18 protein-coding genes are annotated in these 24,720 nt (G+C 49.5%); 12 read left to right on the forward strand and 6 right to left on the reverse strand.

Annotation, left to right across the window (positions count from 1 at the left end):
• Positions 1-29: 29 nt before the first annotated feature.
• On the reverse strand, positions 30-563 hold the full coding sequence (locus ACYVB1_RS10195) for a TetR/AcrR family transcriptional regulator (RefSeq protein ID WP_460923466.1): 534 nt from the start codon (positions 561-563) through the stop codon (positions 30-32).
• Between the two features lie 858 nt (positions 564-1,421).
• On the opposite strand from ACYVB1_RS10195, the gene ACYVB1_RS10200 reads away from it, so the two are divergent.
• From ACYVB1_RS10200 to ACYVB1_RS10210, 3 genes are read left to right on the forward strand one after another with little or no spacing between them, the layout of a single operon-like run.
• Positions 1,422-2,555 (forward strand): Re/Si-specific NAD(P)(+) transhydrogenase subunit alpha, encoded by a 1,134-nt coding sequence (locus ACYVB1_RS10200; RefSeq protein WP_460923468.1) that lies wholly within the window; start codon positions 1,422-1,424, stop codon positions 2,553-2,555.
• Positions 2,552-2,842, forward strand: a complete 291-nt coding sequence (locus ACYVB1_RS10205) for an NAD(P) transhydrogenase subunit alpha part 2 (protein WP_460923470.1) — start codon at positions 2,552-2,554, stop codon at positions 2,840-2,842. Before ACYVB1_RS10200 ends, ACYVB1_RS10205 begins: the two co-directional genes overlap by 4 nt.
• A 4-nt stretch (positions 2,843-2,846) precedes the next feature.
• Positions 2,847-4,250, forward strand: coding sequence for an NAD(P)(+) transhydrogenase (Re/Si-specific) subunit beta (locus ACYVB1_RS10210; RefSeq protein ID WP_460923472.1), 1,404 nt, complete (start codon positions 2,847-2,849; stop codon positions 4,248-4,250).
• A gap of 816 nt (positions 4,251-5,066) precedes the next feature.
• Here ACYVB1_RS10210 and ACYVB1_RS10215 read toward each other — a convergent pair.
• Both ACYVB1_RS10215 and ACYVB1_RS10220 read right to left on the reverse strand, forming a co-directional pair.
• A complete protein-coding gene (locus ACYVB1_RS10215; RefSeq protein WP_460923473.1) occupies positions 5,067-8,405 on the reverse strand; it encodes a UTP--glucose-1-phosphate uridylyltransferase in 3,339 nt (1,112 codons plus the stop codon).
• 209 nt (positions 8,406-8,614) lie between these two features.
• On the reverse strand, positions 8,615-9,565 hold the full coding sequence (locus ACYVB1_RS10220; protein WP_460923474.1) for a UTP--glucose-1-phosphate uridylyltransferase: 951 nt from the start codon (positions 9,563-9,565) through the stop codon (positions 8,615-8,617).
• Positions 9,566-10,045: 480 nt separating this feature from the next.
• On the opposite strand from ACYVB1_RS10220, the gene ACYVB1_RS10225 reads away from it, so the two are divergent.
• From ACYVB1_RS10225 to araA, 5 genes are all read left to right on the forward strand, one after another.
• Positions 10,046-10,756, forward strand: coding sequence for an NUDIX hydrolase (locus ACYVB1_RS10225; RefSeq protein ID WP_460923475.1), 711 nt, complete (start codon positions 10,046-10,048; stop codon positions 10,754-10,756).
• Between the two features lie 90 nt (positions 10,757-10,846).
• Positions 10,847-12,580 (forward strand): ribulokinase, encoded by a 1,734-nt coding sequence (locus ACYVB1_RS10230; RefSeq protein WP_460923476.1) that lies wholly within the window; start codon positions 10,847-10,849, stop codon positions 12,578-12,580.
• A gap of 3 nt (positions 12,581-12,583) precedes the next feature.
• A complete protein-coding gene (locus tag ACYVB1_RS10235; protein WP_460923477.1) occupies positions 12,584-13,282 on the forward strand; it encodes an L-ribulose-5-phosphate 4-epimerase in 699 nt (232 codons plus the stop codon).
• Between the two features lie 87 nt (positions 13,283-13,369).
• Positions 13,370-15,244 (forward strand): sodium/sugar symporter, encoded by a 1,875-nt coding sequence (locus tag ACYVB1_RS10240; protein ID WP_460923478.1) that lies wholly within the window; start codon positions 13,370-13,372, stop codon positions 15,242-15,244.
• An 89-nt stretch (positions 15,245-15,333) separates the two neighbouring features.
• Positions 15,334-16,836: an L-arabinose isomerase gene (araA, locus tag ACYVB1_RS10245; protein ID WP_460923479.1), complete on the forward strand. Its 1,503-nt coding sequence runs from the start codon at positions 15,334-15,336 to the stop codon at positions 16,834-16,836.
• A gap of 94 nt (positions 16,837-16,930) precedes the next feature.
• Here the strand turns inward: araA and ACYVB1_RS10250 are convergent, their stop codons facing one another.
• Positions 16,931-17,605 (reverse strand): HAD family hydrolase, encoded by a 675-nt coding sequence (locus tag ACYVB1_RS10250; RefSeq protein WP_460923480.1) that lies wholly within the window; start codon positions 17,603-17,605, stop codon positions 16,931-16,933.
• 299 nt (positions 17,606-17,904) lie between these two features.
• On the opposite strand from ACYVB1_RS10250, the gene ACYVB1_RS10255 reads away from it, so the two are divergent.
• Entirely contained in the window at positions 17,905-18,699 is a 795-nt protein-coding gene (locus ACYVB1_RS10255) for a hypothetical protein (protein ID WP_460923481.1), read from the forward strand.
• A gap of 56 nt (positions 18,700-18,755) precedes the next feature.
• On the opposite strand, the gene ACYVB1_RS10260 is transcribed toward ACYVB1_RS10255, so the two are convergent.
• Both ACYVB1_RS10260 and ACYVB1_RS10265 read right to left on the reverse strand, forming a co-directional pair.
• Positions 18,756-19,592 (reverse strand): MBL fold metallo-hydrolase, encoded by an 837-nt coding sequence (locus ACYVB1_RS10260; protein ID WP_460923482.1) that lies wholly within the window; start codon positions 19,590-19,592, stop codon positions 18,756-18,758.
• A 128-nt stretch (positions 19,593-19,720) separates the two neighbouring features.
• Positions 19,721-20,572 carry a metallophosphoesterase gene (locus ACYVB1_RS10265; RefSeq protein WP_460923483.1) on the reverse strand — a complete coding sequence of 284 codons (852 nt, stop codon included), beginning with the start codon at positions 20,570-20,572 and terminating at the stop codon, positions 19,721-19,723.
• Between the two features lie 453 nt (positions 20,573-21,025).
• On the opposite strand from ACYVB1_RS10265, the gene ACYVB1_RS10270 reads away from it, so the two are divergent.
• The 3 genes from ACYVB1_RS10270 to ACYVB1_RS10280 all read left to right on the forward strand — a co-directional run bounded on the left by ACYVB1_RS10270 (position 21,026) and on the right by ACYVB1_RS10280 (position 24,396).
• Positions 21,026-21,277 (forward strand): hypothetical protein, encoded by a 252-nt coding sequence (locus tag ACYVB1_RS10270; RefSeq protein ID WP_460923484.1) that lies wholly within the window; start codon positions 21,026-21,028, stop codon positions 21,275-21,277.
• A gap of 311 nt (positions 21,278-21,588) precedes the next feature.
• Complete coding sequence (locus tag ACYVB1_RS10275) at positions 21,589-23,004, forward strand: M14 family metallopeptidase (protein ID WP_460923485.1); 1,416 nt, start codon at positions 21,589-21,591, stop codon at positions 23,002-23,004.
• 159 nt (positions 23,005-23,163) lie between these two features.
• Complete coding sequence (locus ACYVB1_RS10280; RefSeq protein ID WP_460923486.1) at positions 23,164-24,396, forward strand: nucleoside recognition domain-containing protein; 1,233 nt, start codon at positions 23,164-23,166, stop codon at positions 24,394-24,396.
• Positions 24,397-24,720: the final 324 nt, after the last annotated feature.

Raw genomic sequence — 24,720 nt, forward strand, 5'->3', positions numbered from 1 at the left:
GTAAAGTGGACGGGCCGCCACAGCATATTCTACCGCTTATACTTTGCCTTAATCAGGTCAAGCATCTTGATAAAATGCCCTTTATCCTCATTTGTAAGGTAAAGCCTCCAGAGGCCTTCAACTAAGAGCATCAGGATTTCAGTCTCTAACTCAGGTTCCTCGTAGCCTAGCTTTTTAAAAGCTCCTACTAATTTCTGCATCACGGAGTGAGAGTAACGCATGTGGTGCTTCTGAGAAATCTCTTCGTCTACCAGGCGAAACTGCATGCGCCAGAAATTGCGTTCCTCTTCCACAAGCTTCAGAGGCATGTCCAGCACGTTCCCAATCAACTTAATCGGGTCGTCCTCTACCACCAAGCCTTTGCTTCTGTCAGTAATACGTCTGTAACCGGCTTTAACAACCGCCTCCAGTAAGTTCTCCTTGCTGACGTAATGTTTAAAAATCAGTCCTTCTGATACTCCTGCCTCTCTTGCAATTAAGCTAGTGGGCGTAGCATCATACCCTTTATCAGCGAAAAGGGTTAAGGCTGTGTCCAAAATGATTTCTTTCTTTGTTTTAAGCATTTTAATAAAAATATTTAGCTGCCTCTCCCCTTATGATCAGATCAGACACTGCTGCACCTGGCCCAGGTTTGAAAACTTAACACCAGATTCCTGCAAAAAAGATTGCAGAGAAAATGATGCGCTGTCTCCCTTCTGCAACTCCAGGGAATAGCCCTTTATCTGGTATATCGAACAGAGAACAAGTCTATGTTTTGTATATACAAACAATCGCTCAAAATTACACACTAAGAGCGTAACAATTGCACAAATAACCTTAATAATATGGAAGGGATTTGTGGCTTTTATTGGCATCCAGTATCAAAACAACCCCTGTTCTTTTCAACGATTACATTAAAAAGCAGGATTTTCTTATTGCTTTGAAAACGTTGAACTTTTGTAAAGTGAATGATGCCGAACCTATACAAAAGTAAAATCAACGGGTTTACCCGATGTAAATTCAAATAATTTTAAAATAATGAGCCAAAAAGTAAAGAATACCCAGTATTTTCCTTTGGCTATTAAAAAAATCATTATATTAGATCATCAGTATTACCGCACTACATAAGAAGTGTGGCTTTTACCTGATCCCAGATTAACCCACTGTTTCTATGGTGGGTCTGCTTCCAGAGGTTTGCCAAAATCACGCCAAACCTTTGGGATTCAAAGTTACAACAAATAATTAAATATATAAGGAAGCGGTGAGGCCTGAAAGTGGAAAATAACTTCAGGGCAGCCCTCCTGCTCATGCATGCAAGGAAGTGATTAATCAAGCTCCTGCCAGCTTTAAGAGGCATTTTCCACTCCATCTGTTGCCCTGGTAGCTTCTATCCTGTCAACCTCAATCAAGAATATTTTAGGTCACACTTAATAAAGTTAAAATTGAACTTAGCAGTACTCAAAGAGAGCAAACCATCTGAAAGAAGAGTAGCTCTTACACCAGATGTAGTAAAGACACTGACCAAAGCTGGTTTTAAATGTGGCATAGAAAGCGGAGCTGGCGTGGCATCAGGCTTTTATGACAAAGTTTATGAAGACGCGGGCGGAATTATCTTTCCTGACAGAGCCGCCCTGCTAGGAGATGCCGATGTGCTCCTGAAGGTGAATGCGCCGACGGCTGAAGAGATTCAACTCCTGCGCGACGGCAGTGTCCTGATATCCTTCCTGTATGCCTACACAGTGCCGGAACTGGTAGACCTGTGCCTTAGCAAGAAAATAAGCGCTTTCGCCATGGATGCTGTTCCCCGTATTTCCCGGGCGCAGAAGATGGATGCCCTCAGTTCACAGGCAAACCTGGGCGGCTACAAAGCAGTGCTTTTGGGAGCCAACGCCTTGGGAAAAATCTTCCCGCTCATGATGACAGCGGCCGGCACCATTACCCCTGCCCGCGTGCTCATTTTTGGCGCAGGTGTGGCAGGCCTGCAGGCTGTTGCCACTGCCAAACGCCTGGGCGCTGTAGTAGAGGTAACCGATGTGCGCCCCGAAACAAAAGAACAGGTAGAGTCTTTGGGAGGGCGTTTTTTAGAGGTGCAGGCAGAAGGCGTGAAAACAGAAGGCGGCTATGCCAGCGAAGTATCGGCTGAGTACCTGCAAAAGCAGAAAGAACTTGTGTCGAGGCATGTGGCCGATGCAGACATTGTCATCACCACGGCACTTGTTATTGGCAAGAAGGCCCCGCTCCTGGTAACAGAAGAAATGGTAGAGAGCATGAAGCCAGGCTCTGTGATTGTGGACATGGCAGTAGAATCTGGTGGTAACTGTGCGCTGAGCGAGTTCAATAAAACGGTGGTGAAGCACGGCGTCACCATTATCGGTGAATCTAATTTACCTGCCATGGTGCCGGTTAACGCGAGTGAGCTTTACGCCAAAAACATCAGCACCCTCCTCCTCCACCTGGCTACCAAAGATGGCTTGAAATGGGAGATGGAAGAAGAAATCACTAGGGGTTCCCTCATCACGCACCAGGGAGAGTTGGTACATCAGTTTACAAAAGAAATATTAGCAAAAACGGTATGAATGCAGAAAATTTAATTGTACTTCTTTATGTGCTGGTACTGGCCAGCTTTATAGGCTTCGAGCTTATCTCGAAAGTGCCCCCTACCCTACACACCCCGCTGATGTCCGGGTCTAACGCCATATCCGGTATCACCATTGTGGGTGCCATTGTAGCAGCCGGCCCTGAAACAATGTCGGTGAGCAAGTGGCTGGGAATTGCCGCGCTGCTGCTGGCCACGCTCAATGTGGTGGGAGGCTATGTGGTGACAGACAGAATGTTGCAGATGTTCAAGAAGAAAAAGAAGTAAGCAAATGGAGAAAGATTTAATTATCAGAGTAGCTTACTTAATTGCCTCTGTGCTCTTTATTGTAGGCATTAAAATGCTGGGCAAGACGTCTACGGCACGCCGCGGTAACTTTATCTCTGCGGTAGCCATGCTTATTGCCATACTCGTGACCCTGCTCGACAACCAGGTGCTGAGCTTTACAGAGATTTTTGTAACTATCTTGGTTGGCTCCGTGATAGGTACTGTGATTGCGCAGCGCGTAGAGATGACGTCGATGCCGGAAATGGTGGCCATCTTCAATGGGTTTGGTGGTGCTGCCTCTGTGCTGGTGGCTACGTCCGAATATTGGCGCATGGCCCATGATGCAGGTTACAGTATGGAAGTGGTGGTGGGTGTCACCATCGTTATCAGCGTTATTATTGGTTGCGTAACCCTGACGGGCTCCCTGGTGGCATTTGGTAAGCTGAAAGGCCTGATTAACGGCAGAGCGATTATGTTTACGGGGCAGCATGCCTTGAATGCCATTCTGTTCCTGGGTGCACTGGCCTTGTCGGTGCTGGTGGTGCTGGAGCCAAATGTGGAACTCTGGATGATGGGAGTTTTATTCATAGCCCTGTTACTGGGTGTTCTTACCGTTATCCCGATTGGCGGGGCTGATATGCCGGTGGTGATTTCCCTGCTGAACTCCTATTCCGGTATTGCCGCCTGTGCCACGGGCTTTGTACTGAACAACCAGGTGCTGATTATTGCAGGTGCCCTGGTAGGTGCTTCGGGTATTATCCTCACCCAGATTATGTGCAAGGCCATGAACCGCTCGCTGGTGAATGTACTACTCGGTGGTTTCGGCCAGACTAGCTCTTCGGCAAGTGCTGAAGGCGGCGAGGAAATTGTTGTAAAAGAGGTGGGTGTGGAAGAAACAGCCATGCTGTTCGACTCTGCTTCGTCTGTGATCATTGTGCCGGGTTACGGTATGGCCGTAGCACAGGCGCAGCACATCGTGCGCGAGCTATCTGACATGCTGGAACGCAGAGGCACCTCAGTGAAGTTTGCCATACACCCGGTAGCGGGCCGTATGCCAGGGCACATGAACGTGCTGCTGGCAGAAGCCAATGTCCCTTACGACAAGCTGATTGAGATGGACCAGATCAACGATGAGTTCGCTAACACGGATATCGCCCTCATTATTGGTGCTAACGACGTGGTGAACCCTGCCGCCCGCACTAACCCTGGCAGCCCGATTTATGGTATGCCGGTGCTGAATGCAGATAAAGCCCGCACCGTGATTGTATGCAAGCGCGGTATGAGTGCAGGTTATGCCGGTATTGAGAACGAGTTGTTTGGCTATCCGAACTGCCTGATGCTGTTTGGCGACGCCAAAGCTTCTATGACCAAAGTAGTAAGCGAACTAAAGGAAATGGTACCTGCATAGCAGTTGAACAAAAGACTTTAATAAGAACAGCCTCATGACTACCTGCAGTCGTGAGGCTGTTCTCTTTTTGTGGCTATTTGTAAAACAGTATGTGCTAATATTACATCACACGAAGTCAATTCCACAGAGTACCGGGTCAAACCACCCCTACCCCTCAGAGCTACGCTCGTTAGCTCAAAACTCTCGTTTTGGCTAATTCAAGGAGGGGAGCCTGCTAATTCATTTGGCGAGGGCTTTTTCCATAGTCAAGACTGTACTTTTTTTAGGAATTTGCTAGCACGAAGTGAATGTGTTTCCAGTCTTTGGGTTGAGCGCCTTGTATTTGATGTGGTGCTGAACGTAGTGAGGCAGCCCGTAGCGGAGCGAGGGCAACTTCAAATGCACAGTGCGATGCCCGAAGACGAGGCCTCTCGGCCTTGAGAGCACAGAGCAAAAGAATTAAAATATTAGGTCTGATGTCACTGGATAAGCCCTAGCTACGGCAGCTTAGACAAAACAGAAAGAGCTTGAGCAATAATGGCATAAATAAGGTTCCAAGTGTTAAAACACATGGCAGTTACCTAATGTGCAGTCAGAAAAAACAATCCAACCAACGTGCTGTTCCGTATCAGAGAAACAAACTTTATATATTATGGATCCTTTTAAGATAATGAAGCTTTTGGCAATTCCGGCGGCCGTTGTTGTACTAGGTTATCGGGTTGTACTTCTAATAAAAGAGTCAAATAGCTAATAAAAGTAAAGGCGGGAGTAGTTAAACTCCCGCCTTTACTTTTAGATAATTTTAAAACGATAAACTTAAGAAAGAAGGTTTACCGATTAGGAAGCAAAGGTACCCAGTGAGGCTACATAGTCCTTGCTGCCATCTGTTACCCATGAATCCAGCTGCGCAGGGTCTTTCATTTGCTGGCCCCTGTATCGTGGCACAGCAATGTAGCCGCACTTTACATCGGCCAGCGCCGACATATCACTCCACAGCTTTTCGATTTGTGCTACTGGGTAAATATCCTCCTGCCCATGGCCCCAGCGGTATTTCACATCTTTGATGGTCACGTAAGTTGGTATTCGCTGTGCCACGCTTCTAACCGCTTTTGCCAGCTGCGCCTCATCCCCTTTCTGTAAATCAGCACGCGTCAGGCCGAAGAGTTTCAGCAGCGGGTCCACCTGTATCCAGGTGGTCATGGAGTTGTAGTAACTCAGGTTCAGCTCGTCTTCCTCGCGTGGTTGCGCCAGGCCTTCCAACAAGCGTACATGCCCGTTCACAAGCGCGAGCCCTCCTCCCCTGTCCTCGATGCGGCGGGGCACCACTTCAAAAGTCAGCGCATTCCCCGACTCCAGGTGGTATCCCAGGGCTGCCGGGTTCACATCGGCCCCCAACGTGTCGATGTTGTGCAGCATAATGGTTTCTACCTGCGGTTGCTCCTGCAGGAGCTGCGCCAGGGTTCCGTTGCGCAGCAGGTTCGAAACTTCGTACCAGTGGCCGAGTGGCGAAAAGCGTTGCGCGGCAATATTATCCACATAATCTGTTCCTTCGCCTTTTGATTTGGCCCAGTTGATCATGCTCTGCCGTACGGCATCCCGCACCTTCTGCTTGTTCTCATCCAGCGTTTCCTGCGGCATCTCTTCCCACATAAAGCGCAGGTCGCGCTCCATCGGCACAAAGCGCTGCCCGATAGAACGGCCTTCAGACAAGTAGATAGATCCGTCATAACCGAAGTTCTGCGTCTTCTCAAGCTGCTTGCGGATAGGGGCCTGTGTCAGGTAAGAGGTAGCCACGATATGTGGCATCTTTACACCATATTTCTCTGAAACCTTACGGGTTTTGGCCATGTGAATTTCAAGGAAGCTGCGGTGTTTTCCTTCTATTTCCACGAAAGGGTTCAGCGCTTTTATCACACCGGCCCCTTTTGTCCAGCGGCTGCCCACACCAGCTGCCAGGCTCATCACAGCTACTTTGCCTGCTGTGATGGCTTCTTCACCCGTTTTCTCCGTAGCAGCCAGTTCCTCCAGTTGAAGAATATCCTCTGCCAGTACATCTTCTATGGTAGTTTCAGCGGCCAACCGGTTACGCGACAAGCCAATGCGACCTTTCTGCAGCTCTTCCCGGATGTCTTCGTGCTGAATGTAATCGAAGCCGTTTTCTTTTTTAATCCGTTCCGCTTTCTCGTTTTCCACGCTGCGGTTGCCCTGCGAGGAGGGGTCGGACACCTTGAACAGGTTGCTCACGATGGTGCGCAGCAGCGGGTACGCCAGGTTGTTCTTTTCGCAGTAGGTTGTAAAGAAGTCTATCTCGGCACGGCGGATGTACGAGACGCTAGTCGGGTCTTTCCGCACCAGCTCTGATACGTGTATGGCATAATACTGCTCCGGCATCAGTGCCTCGTTTCCTTCGTGCAACGTCGCCCAGGTCCCCTTTGGATTGATGCTCCAGTTATACACCACCGGCTCCATGGCAAACGGCAGGGAGTCAGATAACTCATTCTTGGTTTGCCGAAGAATGTCCAGCACACCTGTTTTATATTCCTCGTGCCGTTCCGGGTTTACAAACATTCCCATGCCGCCGCCGGACATACCTCCCAGCATCAGGAACCCGTAATAGTCCTCCCCAAAAGCCTTCTTGGCTTTGGCGATGATCTGTTCTGTGAAGTAAGTGGAAGCCCACGGAATGATGGTTTTGATGGGCTGCTCCCAGTTGCGGGCCGTGTTGGCACCTAACTTTCGTATGTCTCCCTCCCGGATGGCTCCCAGGATGTTGTCGAAGATCTGGTTCGTCTGCTGCCGTGCCGCCCACTCCTTCTCTCCTCTCAGCAGGTATTTTTCCGTCACCATTTCCAGGATAGGTCCTACGTTGGAGGCCATACCGCCGTGCATCAGCACCAGCGAGTTGATGATTTTCTCCGCAATCTCCGGGTGCACCTCTTCGCCCTGCAGCACCCGGTGACGCGGCAGCAGCGTCCCGCGGCTGATGCCGTACTCCGGATCGCCTTCCTGTGCAAACGTGCCCTGAATGGCTTTTATACCCGGCCAGACCCCGCCGGAATCCTGCCAGCCGCCACCGGACCCGCCAATCCATTCGCCTAGAATCGCACGCGAAGCGACCAGGCGTCTTTCACTCTCCTCCAGGCCACCCTCCAGCTTCTGTGTCTGGCAGGTAGCGCGCATCAGCAGGCTGATAATGGAACCGAGCAGGTTCGTTGAAACGGCAAAGCGGGAGCCCTTCGGTATATCGTTTACTTTCGTCACCAGCTCAATGCCCATCCCCGGGGCCACTATCCGCGACAGGATCTCGGGCAGCGACTGATTTGTTCCCTCAAACGAAGGCGGAATCAATCCGGACGCAATAACACCCGCTTTTACCAGGCTCAGGTAGTCGTTTCCGAAGTTGAACAGGTCTGCCAGGTCGTGTACATCCTTGGACGTGTTCAGGTCAATGCTGGTGAGGCGCAGCACCGGCTCCGGAATCACGCGCACATAACTGTGCAGCGGCGGCCGGATCTCTTTGTCACGCCCAAATACACCTAAGTCGATGGATACGTTGATGACGCGTGCCCCTTCCGGGTAATCCATCCCCAGGAAAAAGATATCTGACCAGCCGCTGTGGGTCAGGTCCATGCGCACGGAGGTGTGCTCGTGCAGGATAGGGTAAAAGAGCGAATTATCCTGCCGCTCCAGCAGCTTTGGATGAATGCGAATCGGGTGCTCCTCCTGGTGCCCCACCCGGAACATCCACTGGTTTCCTTTGCTGGAACGCACGCTTTTCCGCACCTGGTCTGCCAGGATCTGGAACGACAGCTGGTGGTAGGCATCTGCCAGGGCGCTGAACAGAGCAGCATTTGGCCCGTGCCTGTCCAGTTCCTGCAGGAAAGTGCTAATAGCATGCTCAAAACGGCGGGAAAGCAGGTCCTCGAAGCCGGCATAGGAGATTTTACCAACGGCAGGTGTTTCTTTCGCCTCCATCAGAAAAAACCGGTAGCCAGCATACAGAAAGAGAATGGCTCTTACCTTTTCATACAGGTTAGGAGTTGTTTTCCGGAAAGTATCCAGCTCACGCAGCGCCGCCAGCAGTTCCTTTGCCGACAGCTTCCGACTTATCTCGAAAAAGGAACGGTTGCGCTCTGCAGCATCCGAAGAAGTAATGGTTTGAATAAAGATGTTCATGTTGCTTTTTTCTCGCAGCACTATAGAGCCCGCTGGTGAAGATAGCAGCAGGCGATTATTTTCTTGACTTACTGCGGCTCTCATTGGTTGTTGCTAGTAAACTTCAACCCACCCCTACCCCCTCCGGGGAGGGAAACTGAAATAGCTCTAGAGTACTCCCCTCCCCGGAGGGGGTAGGTTCTTTTACCCGCAGTTACTTCTTATGTAGCTTAACTAGACTTCCGGCTGTTGGCTTCGGCAAGCAGATCCACCATGGAAGTCAGCGTCTCGTCATGCGCCTGGCCTGCCAGGCCCAGGGCAATCTGCGCCTGCAGCCAGCCCAGTTTTTTGCTCAGGTCATAGCGGTTTCCCTTTACTTCCAGTGCCAGGTATTTATCTGTCTCGGCAAGCTCCTGCAGGGCAGGTGTCAGCAGGATGTTGCTGCCGTCGCGGGCCACATGCTTCTCCAGTATATCGAAGATAGCAGGCGTGAAAACGTGCATCCCAAAAAAGCACAGGTAGTAGCCTACCCGCAGCCCCGGTGTCTGCAACTCCAGTTCTGCCACGCTCAGCGAAGGTTTTTCCATGATTTTGTCTATCTGGTATACGCCAGCATTACCGGGCAACTGCTTACCGGTTAGTGTACCGTAGCGGCCAATCTGGTGCTCAATGGTAGGATTCACTGCAGACACCGAGCAATTCTCCTGCGAGGCAAGCTCTATCAACTGCGCAGCGCAGCGCTTCTGCAGCAGGTTCGATACGTAAAGGTAATCGCCTAGCAGCAGCAGGAAAGGCTCGTTGTTAACAAATTCGCGGGCGCAGTACACGGCATGGCCATAGCCCAGCGGCTCCTCCTGCTCTGCAAACTGAACACGGCTCAGAAGCTGATCAACTTTCTCAGCCTCTTCCTTCGCCCAGTCCACCCCTTTAAACGACTTCACCAGGTTATCCCGCAAAGAAGCAAATGCACTGATGTAGCGTTCTCCGTCTCCCGGAGCACAAATCACACATAGTTCTTCAATACCGCTGGCGAAGGCCTCTTCTGCAATAATCTGAATAACTGGTTTATGCAGCCCGTCGATGTCTATGATCGGAAGCATGGCTTTTTGAATGGTATCGGCAACAGGGTATAACCTCTCGCCACGGGCAGCCGCGGTGATGACAGCTTTTTTGATTCTCATTGTTTATAGGTGATGTTCCAGAACTTAAATATATTCTTAATTTAGAGAAGAAGCGTACGTGGCAGCAGTGTTCTCTTAAAAATTACATTTGTTAAACAGTTGGTACCACTGCAGCGCGCTGCCTGCCAAAACCGACACAAGCCGTGAATGTGCGGTTTGCCGCTTTCCCCCGACAATGATTTTTGCCAGACAAAGCCAATGAACGAACAGCTTCCATTAATGTTTCGAACGTATATATAAGGAGTGGATCGGCTTCTTCTATTGCCCTTAAAGACTTTTGCCCGATGTATAGCTATTGTGGTGTTTGTTTGAATTTGTCGTCTTTGTTGCCCGGCCTGAAATTATGAGTTGCAGTGGCACACATTTTCATTTGCAAACTTTATAACTATCTTGTACTTTCTTTACTATAAATGAATTGCTCTGCAAGCAGAGCACACATCATTCTAAACCTGAATATTATTCTTTGCAAAAACTTTATACATGATTAAATATTTAGGCCAGACAAGAGTACTGGTCGCCGTCGATTGCATCATTTTCGGGTTCGACGGCGAGAACTACAAACTTTTACTTATACAAAGGGGCTTTGCGCCAGAAAAAAAGCACTGGAGCCTGATGGGTGGCTTTGTTCAGCCCAATGAGAGCCTTAATGCTGCCGCCGACCGAATCCTGAAACAGCTGACAGGACTGGAAAACGTGTACATGGAACAGCTGCATACCTTTGGGGAGCCCAATCGCGACCCGGTTGAAAGGACAATAGCTGTCACATACTTTGCTTTAGTTGACATCCAAAAGTACGAGAAACAACTAAGCAAGGAGTATCATGCAGAATGGTTTCCTTTAAAGGAGATGCCTGAACTTATATTTGACCACAACGAGATGGTGGAAATGGCCAAAAACAGGCTCCGCTACAAAGCAGCCCTGCACCCCATCCTGTTTGAGTTACTACCCGAAAAATTCACGTTCCCCCAACTGCAGGCCCTGTACGAAGGGCTGTACGACACCAACTTTGACAAACGCAACTTCAACCGCAAGCTTCTGTCTACCGGTTTGTTTGTGAAGCAACAGGAGAAAGACAAGGAGAACTCTAAAAAAGGAGCTTTCTATTACAAGCTAGACCAGAACAAATACTTGGATGATTTCCAGGCTTTCCTGAAGTTCATTCCCAACCCGGAGAAGTTCCTGGCTAATTAACAGGCCTGAAGTAAACAGAAAGGTGGAGAAATTTTTTATTTTGCTATAATAAGTGTTAATTTGACACAGATATAAATAACACCTTGCATCGTGAATAAAGACTTATATGTTATTGGGGTAGACTACGGCTCAGATTCTGTACGCTCCGTTCTCGTAAACGCCCTCAACGGGCAGGAAATTTCCTCTTCTGTTTACTATTATCCACGCTGGAAAGAAGGGCGCTTCTGTGTAGCTGAGAACCAGCAGTTCCGCCAGCACCCGCTCGACTACGTGGAGGGCCTGGAGCACACTGTTAAAGAGTGTCTTGCCAAAGCAGGAGACAAAGTACCGGCTTCCGCGGTAAAAGGTATTTCCGTCGACACAACAGGCTCCACTCCTGTTGCGGTGGATAAGACAGGTACGCCGCTTGCTTTGCTGCCGGAGTTCGAAAGCAACCCTAACGCCATGTTTATCCTCTGGAAAGACCATACCTCTGTGAAAGAGGCAGAGCAGATAAACGAGCACGCCACTAAATTCGACACCAATTATTTGCAGTACGTAGGAGGAATTTACTCTTCTGAGTGGTTCTGGGCAAAACTGCTGCACATTCTGCGTGTGGATGAGCAGGTACGTAACGCCTGCTACTCCTGGGTAGAGCACTGCGATTGGATGACGTTCCTGCTGACAGGCGGCAACGATGTAACACAAATGAAGCGCAGCGTGTGTGCTGCCGGCCATAAAGCCCTTTGGGCAAAAGAATTTGGGGGGCTGCCACCGCAGGAGTTCTTCTCTTCCCTGGACCCGCTGCTGGATGGATTCACCGACAGGCTTTTCACTGATGCTTACCCCTCTGACCAGGCTGCCGGCAAACTGAGCCAGGAATGGGCAGACCGACTTGGCCTTACCACAGATGTAGTGGTAGGCGTAGGTGCGTTTGATGCGCATATGGGCGCTGTGGGCGGACAGATAGAGCCTTACTACCTCAGCAAGGTAATGGGTACCTCTACCTGCGACATGCTCGTAGCCCCGACAGAAGAAATGGAAGACACGCTGGTACGTGGCATCTGCGGACAGGTTCCAGGTTCGGTTATCCCGGGTATGATGGGCCTTGAGGCAGGCCAGTCCGCATTTGGTGATACCTATGCCTGGTTCAGGAAACTACTGCTTTGGCCGGTTCAGAACCTTCTTTCCCAGTCACAGACTATTTCTCCTGAAACAGCCGAAGCATTGGTACAGGAGCTCTCCGATAAAATCATACCTGAGCTAACGAAACAGGCAGAGCAACTGCCATTTTCAGAAGAAGGTGAATTTGCCATCGACTGGTTCAACGGGCGCCGCACACCGGATGCCAACCAGGTATTGAAAGGCGCCATCTTCGGCTTAGGCCTGGGCAGCGATGCACCGCGGGTATTCAGAGCGTTGGTAGAGGCTACCTGCTTTGGTGCAAAAAGCATAGTAGAGCGCTTCCAGGAGCAGGGAGTACCTGTAAAAGGATTGATTGGTCTGGGCGGTGTAGCCCGTAAGTCACCGTTTATTATGCAGATGATGGCAGACGTGATGGACATGCCAATTCGCATCCACCGCTCCGAGCAAACCTGCGCGATTGGTGCAGCCATGTTCGCCGCTACTGCAGCTGGTATTCATCCGCGCGTAGAGGATGCCATGACGGCTATGGGTCAGGGCTTTGATGCAGAGTATACTCCAAATCCGGAGCGCACAAAGGTATATGCCAAGCGCTACCGCCAGTACAAAACGCACGGTGCCCTGGTAGAGCAGGAGACCAAATCAGAGAAGCCAGCGCCAACTGATGTCCAGGAAAAAGTAGTCAGACAAAATCCTTCATAGAGAATGAGCAAATACACACATATACAAGAGGAAGCATACGAGGCAAACATGCAGCTCCCAAAGCTGGGGCTCGTGCTCTTCACATTCGGAAACGTGAGCGCCGCCGACAGAGACCTGGGCGTGTTCGCCATCAAACCGAGCGGCGTGCCTTACGAGGACCTTACCGTAGACAGCATGGTGATTGTCGATTTTGACGGAAATACGGTGCAGGGGAACCTGCGCCCTTCCTCCGACACCAAAACCCATGCCGTGCTTTACAAGCACTGGGAGAACATTGGCGGCATTGTGCACACCCACTCCACTTATGCCACTGCCTGGGCACAGGCGCAGCGCGACATCCCGATTTACGGCACCACGCACGCCGACCACAACACCGTAGATATTCCCTGTGCCCCGCCGATGAGCGACGAGATGATACAGGGCAACTATGAGTATGAGACGGGCTTCCAGATAATGAACTACCTGCAGGAAAAAGGCATGAGTTATGAGGAGGTGGAGATGGTGCTGGTAGGCAACCACGCACCTTTTACCTGGGGCAAAACGGCAAAGAAGGCGGTTTACAATAGTGCGGTAGTCGAAGAAATAGCCCGCATGGCTTACCTGACGGAACAAATCAGGAGAGATGTGCCGCGCTTACAGGATTCGCTTATTAAGAAGCACTACGAGCGCAAACACGGCCCTGACTCCTACTACGGCCAATAGTGGGTTTCTTCTATAATATATAGCACAATTATATTCCTGAAAATATAATTCCATTATATTAAGGGTTCTAAACTAAATCATTATTAAATGACCGCCGGATTCTCTACACTTGATTATGTAATTTTCGTCGCGTACGCCATCGTCATACTCTTTATGGGACTATGGGTATCGAGGACAAAAGAAGGTACTGAAAAAACAGCCCAGGAGTACTTCCTGGCAGATAAGTCCCTCACCTGGTGGGCTGTGGGTGCCTCTCTTATTGCCGCCAACATTTCTGCTGAGCACTTTATTGGAACCTCTGGCTCCGGTTATGCCATCGGTCTGGCCATCTCTGCTTACGAGTGGCTGGCAGCCGTTGCGCTGATTATCGTGGCCAAATACTTCCTGCCTGTTTTCATCGACAAAGGCATTTACACCATGCCGCAGTTCCTGAACGAGCGCTTTAACCGTGGCGTAAGTACGGCATTCGCTGTTTTCTGGCTGCTGGTATACGTATTCGTGAACCTTACTTCCGTGAGTTACCTGGGTGCACTGGCACTCGAGCAGATTATGGGTATCCCGCTTATTTACGGTATTATCGGGGTGCTGCTTTTCTCTGGTATTTACTCTATTTACGGCGGTCTGGAGGCAGTAGCCTGGACAGACGTAGTACAGGTGGTGGTGCTGATAGGAGGTGGACTTTTCACCACTTTCCTGGCACTGGATGCCGTGGGAGACGGTGAGGGTGTTTTTGCCGGACTGAGCAACCTTTATGCAAGCGCCCGTGAGCACTTTACCCTTGTTGTTCCTGAGGGACACATTATGGTGCCAGATGGACAGGGAGGAACAAGAGATGCTTTCAAGGACCTTCCGGGTGTAGCTGTTATCGTGGGAGCCATGTGGGCAACCAACCTCGGTTACTGGGGCTTTAACCAGTATATCATCCAGAAAGGTCTTGCTGCCAAAAGCATCAACGAGGCAAAAAGAGGCCTTCTCTTTGCCGGTTACCTGAAGATTCTGATGCCTTTTATCGTGGTTATTCCGGGTATCGCTGCTTACGTGTTGATCAATGAATATCCTGCGGAACAACTCGCTGCCATACTTGGCTCGACTGTAGAGGAAGTGGGCAGTATCCAGAAATCAGACCAGGCTTACCCTTGGTTGTTGAAGAACTTTGTGCCATCCGGTATCAGAGGACTGGCTTTTGCCGCACTGGCAGCAGCTATTGTTTCCTCGCTGGCTTCTATGGTGAACAGTACCTCTACCATTTTCACCATGGATATTTACCGCCCTTACTTTAAGCCGGATGCAACAGGCCGTCAGCTGGTAGGTGCAGGACGGATTGTAGCGATTGTTGCCCTTCTGATTGCCATGGTTGTGGCGCCGCAGCTAAGCTCCCTCGACCAGGTGTTCCAGTACATTCAGGAATACACAGGTTATATTTACCCGGGTGTGCTGGTGGTGTTTGCCATGGGTCTGTTCTGGACGCAGATTACACCGAACGCTGCTCTCTGGACAGCTATTGCCACCATCCCGGCTGGTATCATCTTCAAGATTACAGCTCCTGATATGCCGTTCCTGATGCGTATGGGTTATGTATTCATCGTTCTGTGTGTAATTGCCTCTGTTATCTCCTTTATGGAGAAAGGCCATAAAGTAAGCGTAGCACTTCCTGAGCCTGCGAGGCAGCGTAAGATTGCCGGCTACGGTTACTTCTTCTTAGCACTTGGCGTCATCACCTTAATAGGAACTGCAATACTTTCAGGTGAGTACGCTTACCTGGGAATAGAGTCCGCCTACTTCCTAGGTGTTCTCTTCATCATGCTGGGCATTATCCTGTACACAAACGCGAAAATGACAGTAGCCGACAAAAAGGCCATTGTTTCAGACCCTGTACTGTTTAATACCGGAACACCATTCAACTTAGGCGCAGCCGGCATCTTACTTATTATCGGCTTGCTTTACTACTTCTTCTGGTATTAAGTAAATAAACTTCTGAAGGCGTTGCACGTTTCTGTAGCAACGCCTTCTTTTTCTTTTTTTTGATTATTGTTAAAAACACACTTAATTATATGGTAGATCTTAAAAAATTTGAAATCTGGTTTGTAACAGGCAGCCAGCATCTATATGGGGAAGAAACGCTGCGCCAGGTGGCAGAGCACTCGCAGCAGATTGCCAATGGTCTGGATCAGGCAGGCCAGGTTCCGGTAAGGGTTGTGTTTAAGCCGGTGGTAAAATCAACGGAAGAAATTTACAGCATCTGCCAGGATGCCAACGTAGCGGAAAATTGCGTGGGTGTTGTAGCCTGGATGCACACCTTCTCCCCTGCCAAAATGTGGATTGGCGGTCTGAAAATATTGAAGAAGCCACTGCTGCACCTGCATACACAGTTTAACCGCGATATTCCGTGGAACTCTATCGACATGGACTTCATGAATCTTAACCAGAGCGCGCACGGCGACCGCGAATTTGGTTTTATGGTATCCAGAATGCGTATCAACCGCAAGGTGGTAGTAGGGCACTGGGAAGAAGCCGCAGTGCAGGAGCAGATTGGTGCCTGGAGCCGTGTAGCCTGTGGCTGGCACGACTGGCAAGGCGCTAAGTTCGCTCGTATCGGCGACAACATGCGTTATGTGGCTGTAACCGAAGGCGACAAAGTAGAGGCTGAAATGAAGTTCGGTTTCTCTGTGAACACCTACGGTGTTGGCGACCTTGTAAAAATCATCAATGAAATCAGCGACCAGTCTGTTGATGCCCTGACACAGGAGTATGAGGAGCGTTATGCGGTAATGGAGTCGCTGCGCAAAGGCGGAGAGCAGTACCAGTCGCTTCGTGAGGCAGCTAAAATAGAGATTGGCCTGCGTACGTTCCTGGAAGAAGGTAACTTCAAAGGCTTCTCTGATACATTCGAAGACCTGCACGGCATGGTGCAGTTGCCTGGTATAGCTGCTCAGCGCCTGATGGGCCAGGGCTATGGTTTCGCCGGCGAAGGCGACTGGAAAACGGCTTCCTTGGTACGCGCTATGAAAGTAATGGGAAGCGGCCTGAAAGGCGGCAACGCGTTTATGGAAGACTATACCTACCATTTCGACCCTAACAACCAACTGGTACTGGGCTCGCACATGCTAGAGATAGATGAGTCTATCGCTAACGGAAAGCCTTCCTGCGAAGTACACCCGCTGGGCATTGGCGGCAAAGCTGATCCGGTGCGCCTGGTGTTTAACGTAGCAGGTGGCCCTGCACTGAATGCCTCTATTGTGGATATGGGCAACCGCTTCCGCTTACTTGTAAACGAGGTAGAAGCCGTAGAGCCGCAGCACGACTTGCCAAACCTGCCGGTAGCACGTGTGCTCTGGAAGCCTTACCCGGACATGAAAACAGGCTGCGCTGCCTGGATTCTGGCCGGAGGTGCACACCACACCTGCTACAGCCAAAACCTGAGCACAGAGCAGCTGCAGGACTTTGCTGACATAGCCGGTATAGAGTGTGTGACGATTGATAAGGAGACACGCCTGCGCCAGTTACAGAACGAACTGCGCTGGAGCGAAGTATACTACCAGCTTAACAAGAGCTAATACAAACTCCTATAAAAGAAGAAAGCAGGCCCCACAGCCTGCTTTCTTCTTTTATAAGCGTATCTGAGCTTATTTTAACAATAGGCGCTGCATATCAGGCCTCATCTTTGAAAAAGTCTTTTGTCAAAGCATCCTCATAGTCCTTGATAAAGCCTACCACGTTATCGTATTGCTCGAAGTCTTCTTTGGGATGTGCCGTTGTTATGACGATGCACCTCATGCCGGCGTTCTGCGCAGCCTCTACCCCTTTGGGCGCATCTTCAAACACAATGCAGTTTTCCGGCGCAATCTCCAGCTTTTCGGCAGCCTTCAGAAAGGTCTCCGGGTCAGGCTTGCTGTTGTCCACGTCGTCTGCGCTAACGAAAGCGTTAAAATACTGACGTATACCGGTGTTATCCACAATAAAGTCAATGTTACCGGTGATGGCAGCCGATGCAATGGCCATTTTGATGTTATGCGCAGCAGCTTCAGCTAAAAATTTCTCTAAGCCGTTGATTAGTTCCATGTGCGGCTTGTAAGCCTCCTGGTAATACTTTTCCTTCGCTACAGACAGTTTATCGACTTTCTCGTCTGAGAAGTGGTTCTCCCCAAAGATGCGGGCCAGCACCTCTTCGTTTTTGCCATACATCTGCACCTTCACTTCATCCCAGGTCAGGTCGGCACCTAAGTCTTTTGTCAGAATCTGATGCCAGGCTTTGGCATGGTAATGCATATCATCAATAATAGTCCCGTTCAAATCAAACAAAAATGCTTTCGTAGTTTCTTTCATTATGTAATTTTTTAACTGTAATGGCAGCAGGTAACATTTCCTTTACAAAAGCACAACAATAGTTTAACATACCCAGTAAAGGAAATACCATACTACAACACGATATTATACAAATATTACTATGTTCTAATATTAATCAGAATCAGCAGCGAAAACAACAATATTATAAAAATACGCTAACTGTTTCAGCAGCCGAACAGCCTGTTTGTATAACGTCAACACGACCTTATTCGAAAATTGCACACTTTAGTTTCTGATAGCATCTAAAGCTTGAAGAAATTTTAGTTTAAGAATTCTTTATGGAGAAAAGCTTCAAAATTAACCTTAGAGTTAACATTCCTTTGATAATTCGTTTTTTAGGTGCTGTTATCCTGCTGTGTGTTTTCATGGCTTTTGTAAGAGGACTTTATATTTACTTAACAGGCAACAATGCGGAAGACAGTTTATTGACAAAGTTCAACATGGATTTAGAGCAGACACTGCCAACTTATGTTTCTGCCATCAATTTATTTATAGCATCTGCTTTTTTAGCACTGATAGCTAAGTCTAAATGGGGTATGGAAGACAGGTACCGGAAGCATTGGGGTGCGTTGGCCTTGGGGTTTCTGCTGTTGTCCGTTGATGAAAGCATCAGTCTGCATGAAGTTGTGGTAGCCAACTTTATGATGCAGTTGTCAGCTATTTCAGGGCCAAATCATTTTGGCGCTGGCGTTCTGATACTACTTTGTGCAGCCCTCAGCAGTATGCTTTTTCTTAAGTTCATTCTACACCTGCCTGCAAGAACAAAAGTCCGCATGATAAGTTCAGGTGTCGTATTTGTGCTTGGAGCAGCAGGAATGGAGGCTATAGGAGGTTATTTTGTATCTGATGGGTACGAAAAGGTAGCTTATAATATAAGTGTCATCATCGAAGAGTCTCTGGAAATGGCGGGCATTCTTCTCTTTATTAGATCCTTGCTATACTATATACAGGAAAACTTATTGAACGCATCTCCCCTGTTTAAAGCGGAAGCGCCAGGGGTGGCTAATGAGTTACCGGGCAGCAGTGTAAACAGCAAGCTAGCACAGAAAGAAGAGCTAATGCAGGATTTTTAAACTAAGTAAAATTCCTGACACTGCCCTTCTTAAACGTCACCACTCCCCCTTTAGGACTAAGCCAGCAAATCAAATAAACTGGTTTGCTTTCCGTACTGCTCTGTCACTTTTGCAGGAGCACCTTCAGAGTACACAATGTTATAAACCGGTGTTTCCTCAAACCGGGACGCCACAATAACCTCCGTTTCATCGGCGTGCGTGGTGAAGAGCTCTTTCACCAGGTCAGGGCAGTTGTTATCCTTCGACAGGTGAGCGAGCAGCACATGGCTCATAAAGGAAGGTTTATAGGCCGCGAAAAGCGACAGGGCCTGCCTGTTGGAAAGGTGCCCCCTGCCTCCCCTGATGCGGTTCTTCAGGTAGTATGGGTAATGCCCCCTGTCCAGCATCTCCTCGTCATAGTTGGCCTCCAGGAAAGCCGCATGGCACTGCCCGAAGTGTGAAATGAGTTGATCACATGGTGCGCCAATGTCTGTAAACACCCCTACTTTGATACCCTGACACTCCACCACAAAACTATGCGGGTCTGCGGCATCATGTAGTTTACGGAAAGCTGTAACAGTAAGGTCGCCAACCTGCACCGGCTCATGGGCCTGAAAAGGATGAATTAAAACACCATTGAAATCAAGCCTGGCTCCTTGCAGCGTGCCGGGCGTCATGTAAACCGGCAGCTGGTATTTTTTCGCCAGCACAGGTATGCCCTTGATGTGATCGGAGTGCTCATGGGATACAAAAATTGCCTTCACTTTACTCATAGACACCCCCAGGCGCTTCATGCGCTTTTCTGTTTCGCGGCAGGAGATGCCTGCATCTACTAAGACCGCCTCTCTACCGTTCCCGATGTAATAGCAGTTCCCGTTGCTCCCGGAGTTTAATGATGTGATGGACAAATGCATAAGGCTACAAAGGTACCCCATTCTCTCCTGTTAAACAACCTGCTGTAATGCTTTATGTTAACCGGATATCATTTAACGTGCTGCAGCCGTTCCACGGGAAAACTCCTACAGCAGATGTTATCATAAGCTTAGACAGCATAGTGAAACACCGTTACTTCCGATCTGGCGTCAAAGCGCAAAGGAATGGTAGAGGTACCAAAGCCCTTCGACACATAGAGGTAGGGGGCGCTGTGGTTATACCAGCCGTTCACATAACCGCCTGACTTCCCGGGTAACTTTGGAACATAACCGGGCAGCCTTATCTGGCCACCGTGGGTGTGCCCTGCAAAGGCATACCGGATATTTAATTGCGATTCAGTACTTCGCTCCTTATTAAGCGCTGCCATCTTCTTTTTAACAGTTTCCAGCTGGAGCGGACTGTGAATGAGCAGCAGGTGATTTTCTTCTCTTCCTACATCCTGCACAGCAGCTTTAAAATGGCTCTCACTCTCGATAAAATCGTCTAAACCCGTCACCATGATGCGGGTACCCCGGAGCGTATAGGCTTTTGACTGATTTATCAGGAAATCGCAGTTATGCGCCTCATAAATCTTCTTCATGCTGTTCAGGTTTACGTCCGATTTGTAATCGTTATTTCCTGGTATGGCTACCTTTTTTATGTGCCGGTCCAGGAGCCCGAAAAACTTATCCATAGGCTTCGCTTTCCCAGTAGAATCAAGGGTGTCGCCTGTAATCAAAAGCAGGTCTGGCTGAAGCCGGTTTATTTTTGCAGCCAGCTTGCGGTACTGAGGAAACAAAAGCTGCCGGATGTGCAAATCCGCCAGCAGGACCAGCTTTAGCTTCTTGCTGCTGCCCTTATTCCCGATATCATAAACTTTCACTTTGAAAAAGTACTTTTCCAGAATCAGTGCGTCCAGCAGCACCCCTGCTGCCGCCACAGCCAGCGCTCCCAGCACCCAGTTTATTTTCTTTCGCTTCATTTGTGTCTCCTCATAATTACCGTAAGCTTATACACCTCCACGGAGTAACATGTTTTTGTATTCAAATAAAGCCTTGAAAGAAATCTGCCTGTGTGGCAGTATTAAATCAGGGGAAAGTTACGGGCATAGCGCTTATTGAGAAGCTTTCAGGTAAAGTGATATGTATTGTTTTGTTAAGCCAGCTCTCACAAATGTCTGCTACACAGCGGGTCGCTCTTTCTTGAAGAGAAACAATATTCAACTTTTTATATAAAGCAAACGTATACTATCACTCTGAATCCTCAGGGCAGTGAGACGTGCGCCTGGCCCCAGGTTCTCCTCAACATGAGTAGCAGGAATACAGCAGCTTACCCTTACGAAATACAATTTAACACTTACATAATAGCTTAAGCTTTTGATTTTCAGGTAGCTTTTTAACCTTTAATGTATTGGAACTATAAGTAATTCGCTGTCATGGACCTATATGACTTCCATTTCATGACCTCAGACGTAAGAGCAGAAGCAGTCTGGGTGTACGGAACCTTTCTGGCTATCCGATCAGAGGCAGGTCGGTATGTTGCCCTCTACCACATGGGGAATTTCTTTGTTGAAGTATGGTATTGCCCTGAAGCTGGTAAAATAGTGAACACTGTTGGCTTTAGAAGACATGAACATCTGGAACCTTATCTGCAGATGATAGACATCTCAGAGGCTGCAGTAGCCTGACTTCTCCCGTATGCGTGCAGTTTTGTTCCGCAACACCCTCTGCTTCTTATTGGCCTGGCAACACTGGCTAGTGGATTCTCTATGTTCTGCAAGCAACCACCTACAGCAGGTAATAGCTGCAGCCCCCAGGTAAGCTTGCATGAAACTTGCAGAGAACCCCCTCCTGTAAAAGAATGGCCTGGCTGCTGCATTTCTACAGCATCTTTGTTAATTTGTCGTAAAATAAAGCCACCTAACCATGTGGCCCGATGCAGAAATTCCATATTCTCTTACTCCTGTTCATGACACTTTCCGAAGCGCAGTGCCAAACCATGCCCCATACCGAAGTTGCACAGCAAGCCTATAAACAACATTCCGCTTATAAAGAACCCAAGCTCCAACACCGGCGGTTTAAGCACCAGGACATTGTCCCGCTTCTGGAAAAACTGAAGCGGGCCCCACAGTTCGAGGTGCAGGTAACCGGAAAGTCAGTGGAAGGCAGGGACATTTACCTGGTAAAAGCCGGTACGGGAAAGACGAAGGTGATGCTTTGGTCGCAGATGCACGGCGACGAGTCCACCGCTACCATGGCGCTGTTTGACCTGTTCAATTTTCTGCAGCAGTCTGACCAGCTGGACCCGGTACGGCAGCAAATCCTGCAAAACACTACGCTTTACATTGTGCCCATGCTGAACCCGGACGGTGCAGAGCAGTTCAAGCGCCGGAACGCCTTCGAAATTGACCTGAACCGGGACGCCCTGCGGCTCCAAAGTCCGGAAGCGCAGTTACTCAAAAGCCTGCGCGACAGCCTGAACCCGGAATTCGGTTTTAACCTGCACGACCAGAGCCGCCACTATACCGTTGGCATCACCTCAAAACCGGCTACCATTTCCTTTCTGGCTCCCGCTTTTGACCATGCCCAAACTGTGAACACCGTTCGCGACAGGGCTATGCGCACCATTGTCGGCATGAATGAGGCACTGCAGCCGCTGATTCCGGGGCAGGTGGCCAAGTACTCAGACGAGCACGAGCCACGGGCTTTTGGGGATAACATCCAGAAATGGGGCACCAGTGTTATCCTTATTGAGTCCGGCGGGTACCAGGACGACCCGGAAAAGCAGGTAATCCGTCAGCTTAATTTTGCCTCCATCGTTTCCGCGCTGCACCTGATTGGCAGCAACGGCTACACCAATTATCAACTGGAGGACTATTATAAGATACCGGAAAACGAGCGCTACCTCTATGACCTGGTGGTTCGGAATGTGCGATACGAAGACAACGACAGGAACATTCTGCTGGATATAGGTATTATCCGCGATGAAGTGCCTGCGCCGAGCGACAAAGGGTTTTATCACCGCAGCAGTGTGCAGGAAATCGGGGACATGAGCGTTTTCCACGGCTACGAAGACCTAAACGGCGAAGGCCTGACATTGGTGTCAGGCAAAGTATACAGCAAGCCATTTAAGAACCTGTCGGCTCTGACGCCTGCGCGAACGCGGGAATTGCTTGCTGAAGGTTACACCACCGTTCGGGTGGAGCAGCTTTCTTCCGCTAAAGTTGTTCCATCAGCTTTGCCATTAAATGTGACCAGCCTGAACAGCACGATCAGCCATACACTTCGCATGGAGGGCGGCGTAAACTTTGTGCTGAAAGACGCAGCCGGGAAAGTGCGGTATGCTATTGTGAATGGCTTTGTGTATGATATGCAAGGCGCCAGGCCAGCCCTGTTCCACGGCTTGGTGCTCTAAGGAGTAAAATATACAGCATACTTTATCACCTGAACCCACAGAGCAGAATAGAACTGATAAAAGTAAATGAACCACTGGCAATACTTCTAAAGCCAGTGGTTTTTTTATGATGGAGGGCTTTGTATCTTACAGGCTCATTCCATACCGATTTAAATTTGCATGGTTCTTAATTACCTCTGGGCAGGCTTCTTCCTGATTGCCTTCTGCATCGCATTGTTTCAGCTTATCTTTTTCCAGAACACCGGCATTTTCCAGGAGCTTGTCACCAGCACTTTTGACAATGCCAAGCTTGGCTTTGAAATTTCGCTGGGCCTGACGGGGGTGATGACGCTCTGGCTGGGGCTGATGAAGGTGGGTGAGCGCGGCGGCATCATCGCTGTTTTCGCCAAAGTAGTAGGTCCGTTCTTCAACCGCCTGTTCCCTGACATCCCGAAAAACCACCCGGTGTTTGGCTCCATCCTGATGAACTTCTCTGCCAACATGCTGGGCCTGGACAACGCCGCCACGCCACTGGGCCTGAAGGCCATGAAGGAGATGCAGGAACTGAATCCCAGCGAGGATACCGCTTCCAACCCGCAGATTATGTTCCTGGTGCTCAACACCTCCGGCCTGACCATCATCCCTATCAGCATCATGGTGTTCCGGGCCCAGTTGGGAGCCGCCGACCCTTCTGATATTTTCATCCCTATTCTGCTGGCCACCTTCTTCTCTACCATGACAGGCCTCATAGCCGTGGCGCTTTACCAGCGCATCAACCTGTTTAACCCGGTTATCCTGGCTTACCTGGGCACGCTGGGGCTGCTGATTGGCGGGCTTATCTACTATTTCAGTACGATTCCGCAGGAGCAGATTAGTGTCATTTCGATGGTTGCCAGCAATGTTATCCTGTTTTCCATCATCATCTCCTTTATTACATTGGCTCTAATCCGGAAGGTGAACGTGTACGAGGCCTTTATTGAGGGTGCTAAAGAAGGCTTCTCCGTAGCCATCACCATCATTCCTTATTTAGTAGCTATACTAGTGGCTATCGGCGTGTTCAGGGCTTCCGGCGCACTGGATATGCTGGTGGATGGTTTAGGCTACCTCATTGCCGCAGCAGGACTGGATACTGATTTTGTTCCGGCATTGCCGGTTGCGTTTATGAAGCCTTTGAGTGGTAGTGGCGCGCGGGGGATGATGGTGGAAGCCATGAACACCTATGGCGTAGACTCCTTTGTGGGCCGCCTGGCTTCCTCTATCCAGGGTTCTACGGAAACCACTTTCTATGTGCTGGCCGTCTACTTCGGCTCTGTCGGTATCCGTAAAACCCGATATGCCCTGACCTGCGGTCTTATAGCGGATTTAGCGGGCGTTATCGCCGCCATCTTCATCGCTTACCTTTTCTTCCATTAAGAGCGGAATTTGTCGCCTTGGCGCGGGAACCTTGCTGCTTAGTGAACGCGAGCCTCCAGACCCGCCTGGTGATAGCTGAATGTTGTATGTTTTTAGCAGGAAGAGAGGTAGACATTGGGACTGTTATACCACTTTCCTAAAGCTACTTTCATCGCATATACTTTTTGAAGTTTTGCCTAAGTTGCCGTAGCAACAGCTCATCCAGTGACTCATTAGCAGCCCTTTCCATTTTGTCTTCCTGTGCTCCCTAGGCCGAGAGGCCTCGTCTTTGGGCATCGCGCTGTGCATTCGAAGCTGCCATCGCTCCGCTGTAGGCTGCCTCAC

This window comes from Pontibacter brevis (assembly GCF_054779655.1).

Excerpts from the sequence above, each read along its gene's own strand:
- ACYVB1_RS10280 (WP_460923486.1), top strand. The coding sequence starts at position 23,164 with ATGGTTCTTAATTACCTCTGGGCAGGCTTCTTCCTGATTGCCTTCTGC.
- ACYVB1_RS10260 (WP_460923482.1), bottom strand. The coding sequence starts at position 19,592 with ATGCATTTGTCCATCACATCATTAAACTCCGGGAGCAACGGGAACTGC.
- ACYVB1_RS10225 (WP_460923475.1), top strand. The coding sequence starts at position 10,046 with ATGATTAAATATTTAGGCCAGACAAGAGTACTGGTCGCCGTCGATTGC.
- ACYVB1_RS10270 (WP_460923484.1), top strand. The coding sequence starts at position 21,026 with ATGGACCTATATGACTTCCATTTCATGACCTCAGACGTAAGAGCAGAA.
- ACYVB1_RS10240 (WP_460923478.1), top strand. The coding sequence starts at position 13,370 with ATGACCGCCGGATTCTCTACACTTGATTATGTAATTTTCGTCGCGTAC.
- ACYVB1_RS10235 (WP_460923477.1), top strand. The coding sequence starts at position 12,584 with ATGAGCAAATACACACATATACAAGAGGAAGCATACGAGGCAAACATG.
- ACYVB1_RS10255 (WP_460923481.1), top strand. The coding sequence starts at position 17,905 with ATGGAGAAAAGCTTCAAAATTAACCTTAGAGTTAACATTCCTTTGATA.
- ACYVB1_RS10275 (WP_460923485.1), top strand. The coding sequence starts at position 21,589 with ATGCCCCATACCGAAGTTGCACAGCAAGCCTATAAACAACATTCCGCT.
- ACYVB1_RS10265 (WP_460923483.1), bottom strand. The coding sequence starts at position 20,572 with ATGAAGCGAAAGAAAATAAACTGGGTGCTGGGAGCGCTGGCTGTGGCG.
- araA (WP_460923479.1), top strand. The coding sequence starts at position 15,334 with ATGGTAGATCTTAAAAAATTTGAAATCTGGTTTGTAACAGGCAGCCAG.
- ACYVB1_RS10220 (WP_460923474.1), bottom strand. The coding sequence starts at position 9,565 with ATGAGAATCAAAAAAGCTGTCATCACCGCGGCTGCCCGTGGCGAGAGG.
- ACYVB1_RS10215 (WP_460923473.1), bottom strand. The coding sequence starts at position 8,405 with ATGAACATCTTTATTCAAACCATTACTTCTTCGGATGCTGCAGAGCGC.
- ACYVB1_RS10205 (WP_460923470.1), top strand. The coding sequence starts at position 2,552 with ATGAATGCAGAAAATTTAATTGTACTTCTTTATGTGCTGGTACTGGCC.
- ACYVB1_RS10250 (WP_460923480.1), bottom strand. The coding sequence starts at position 17,605 with ATGAAAGAAACTACGAAAGCATTTTTGTTTGATTTGAACGGGACTATT.
- ACYVB1_RS10195 (WP_460923466.1), bottom strand. The coding sequence starts at position 563 with ATGCTTAAAACAAAGAAAGAAATCATTTTGGACACAGCCTTAACCCTT.
- ACYVB1_RS10210 (WP_460923472.1), top strand. The coding sequence starts at position 2,847 with ATGGAGAAAGATTTAATTATCAGAGTAGCTTACTTAATTGCCTCTGTG.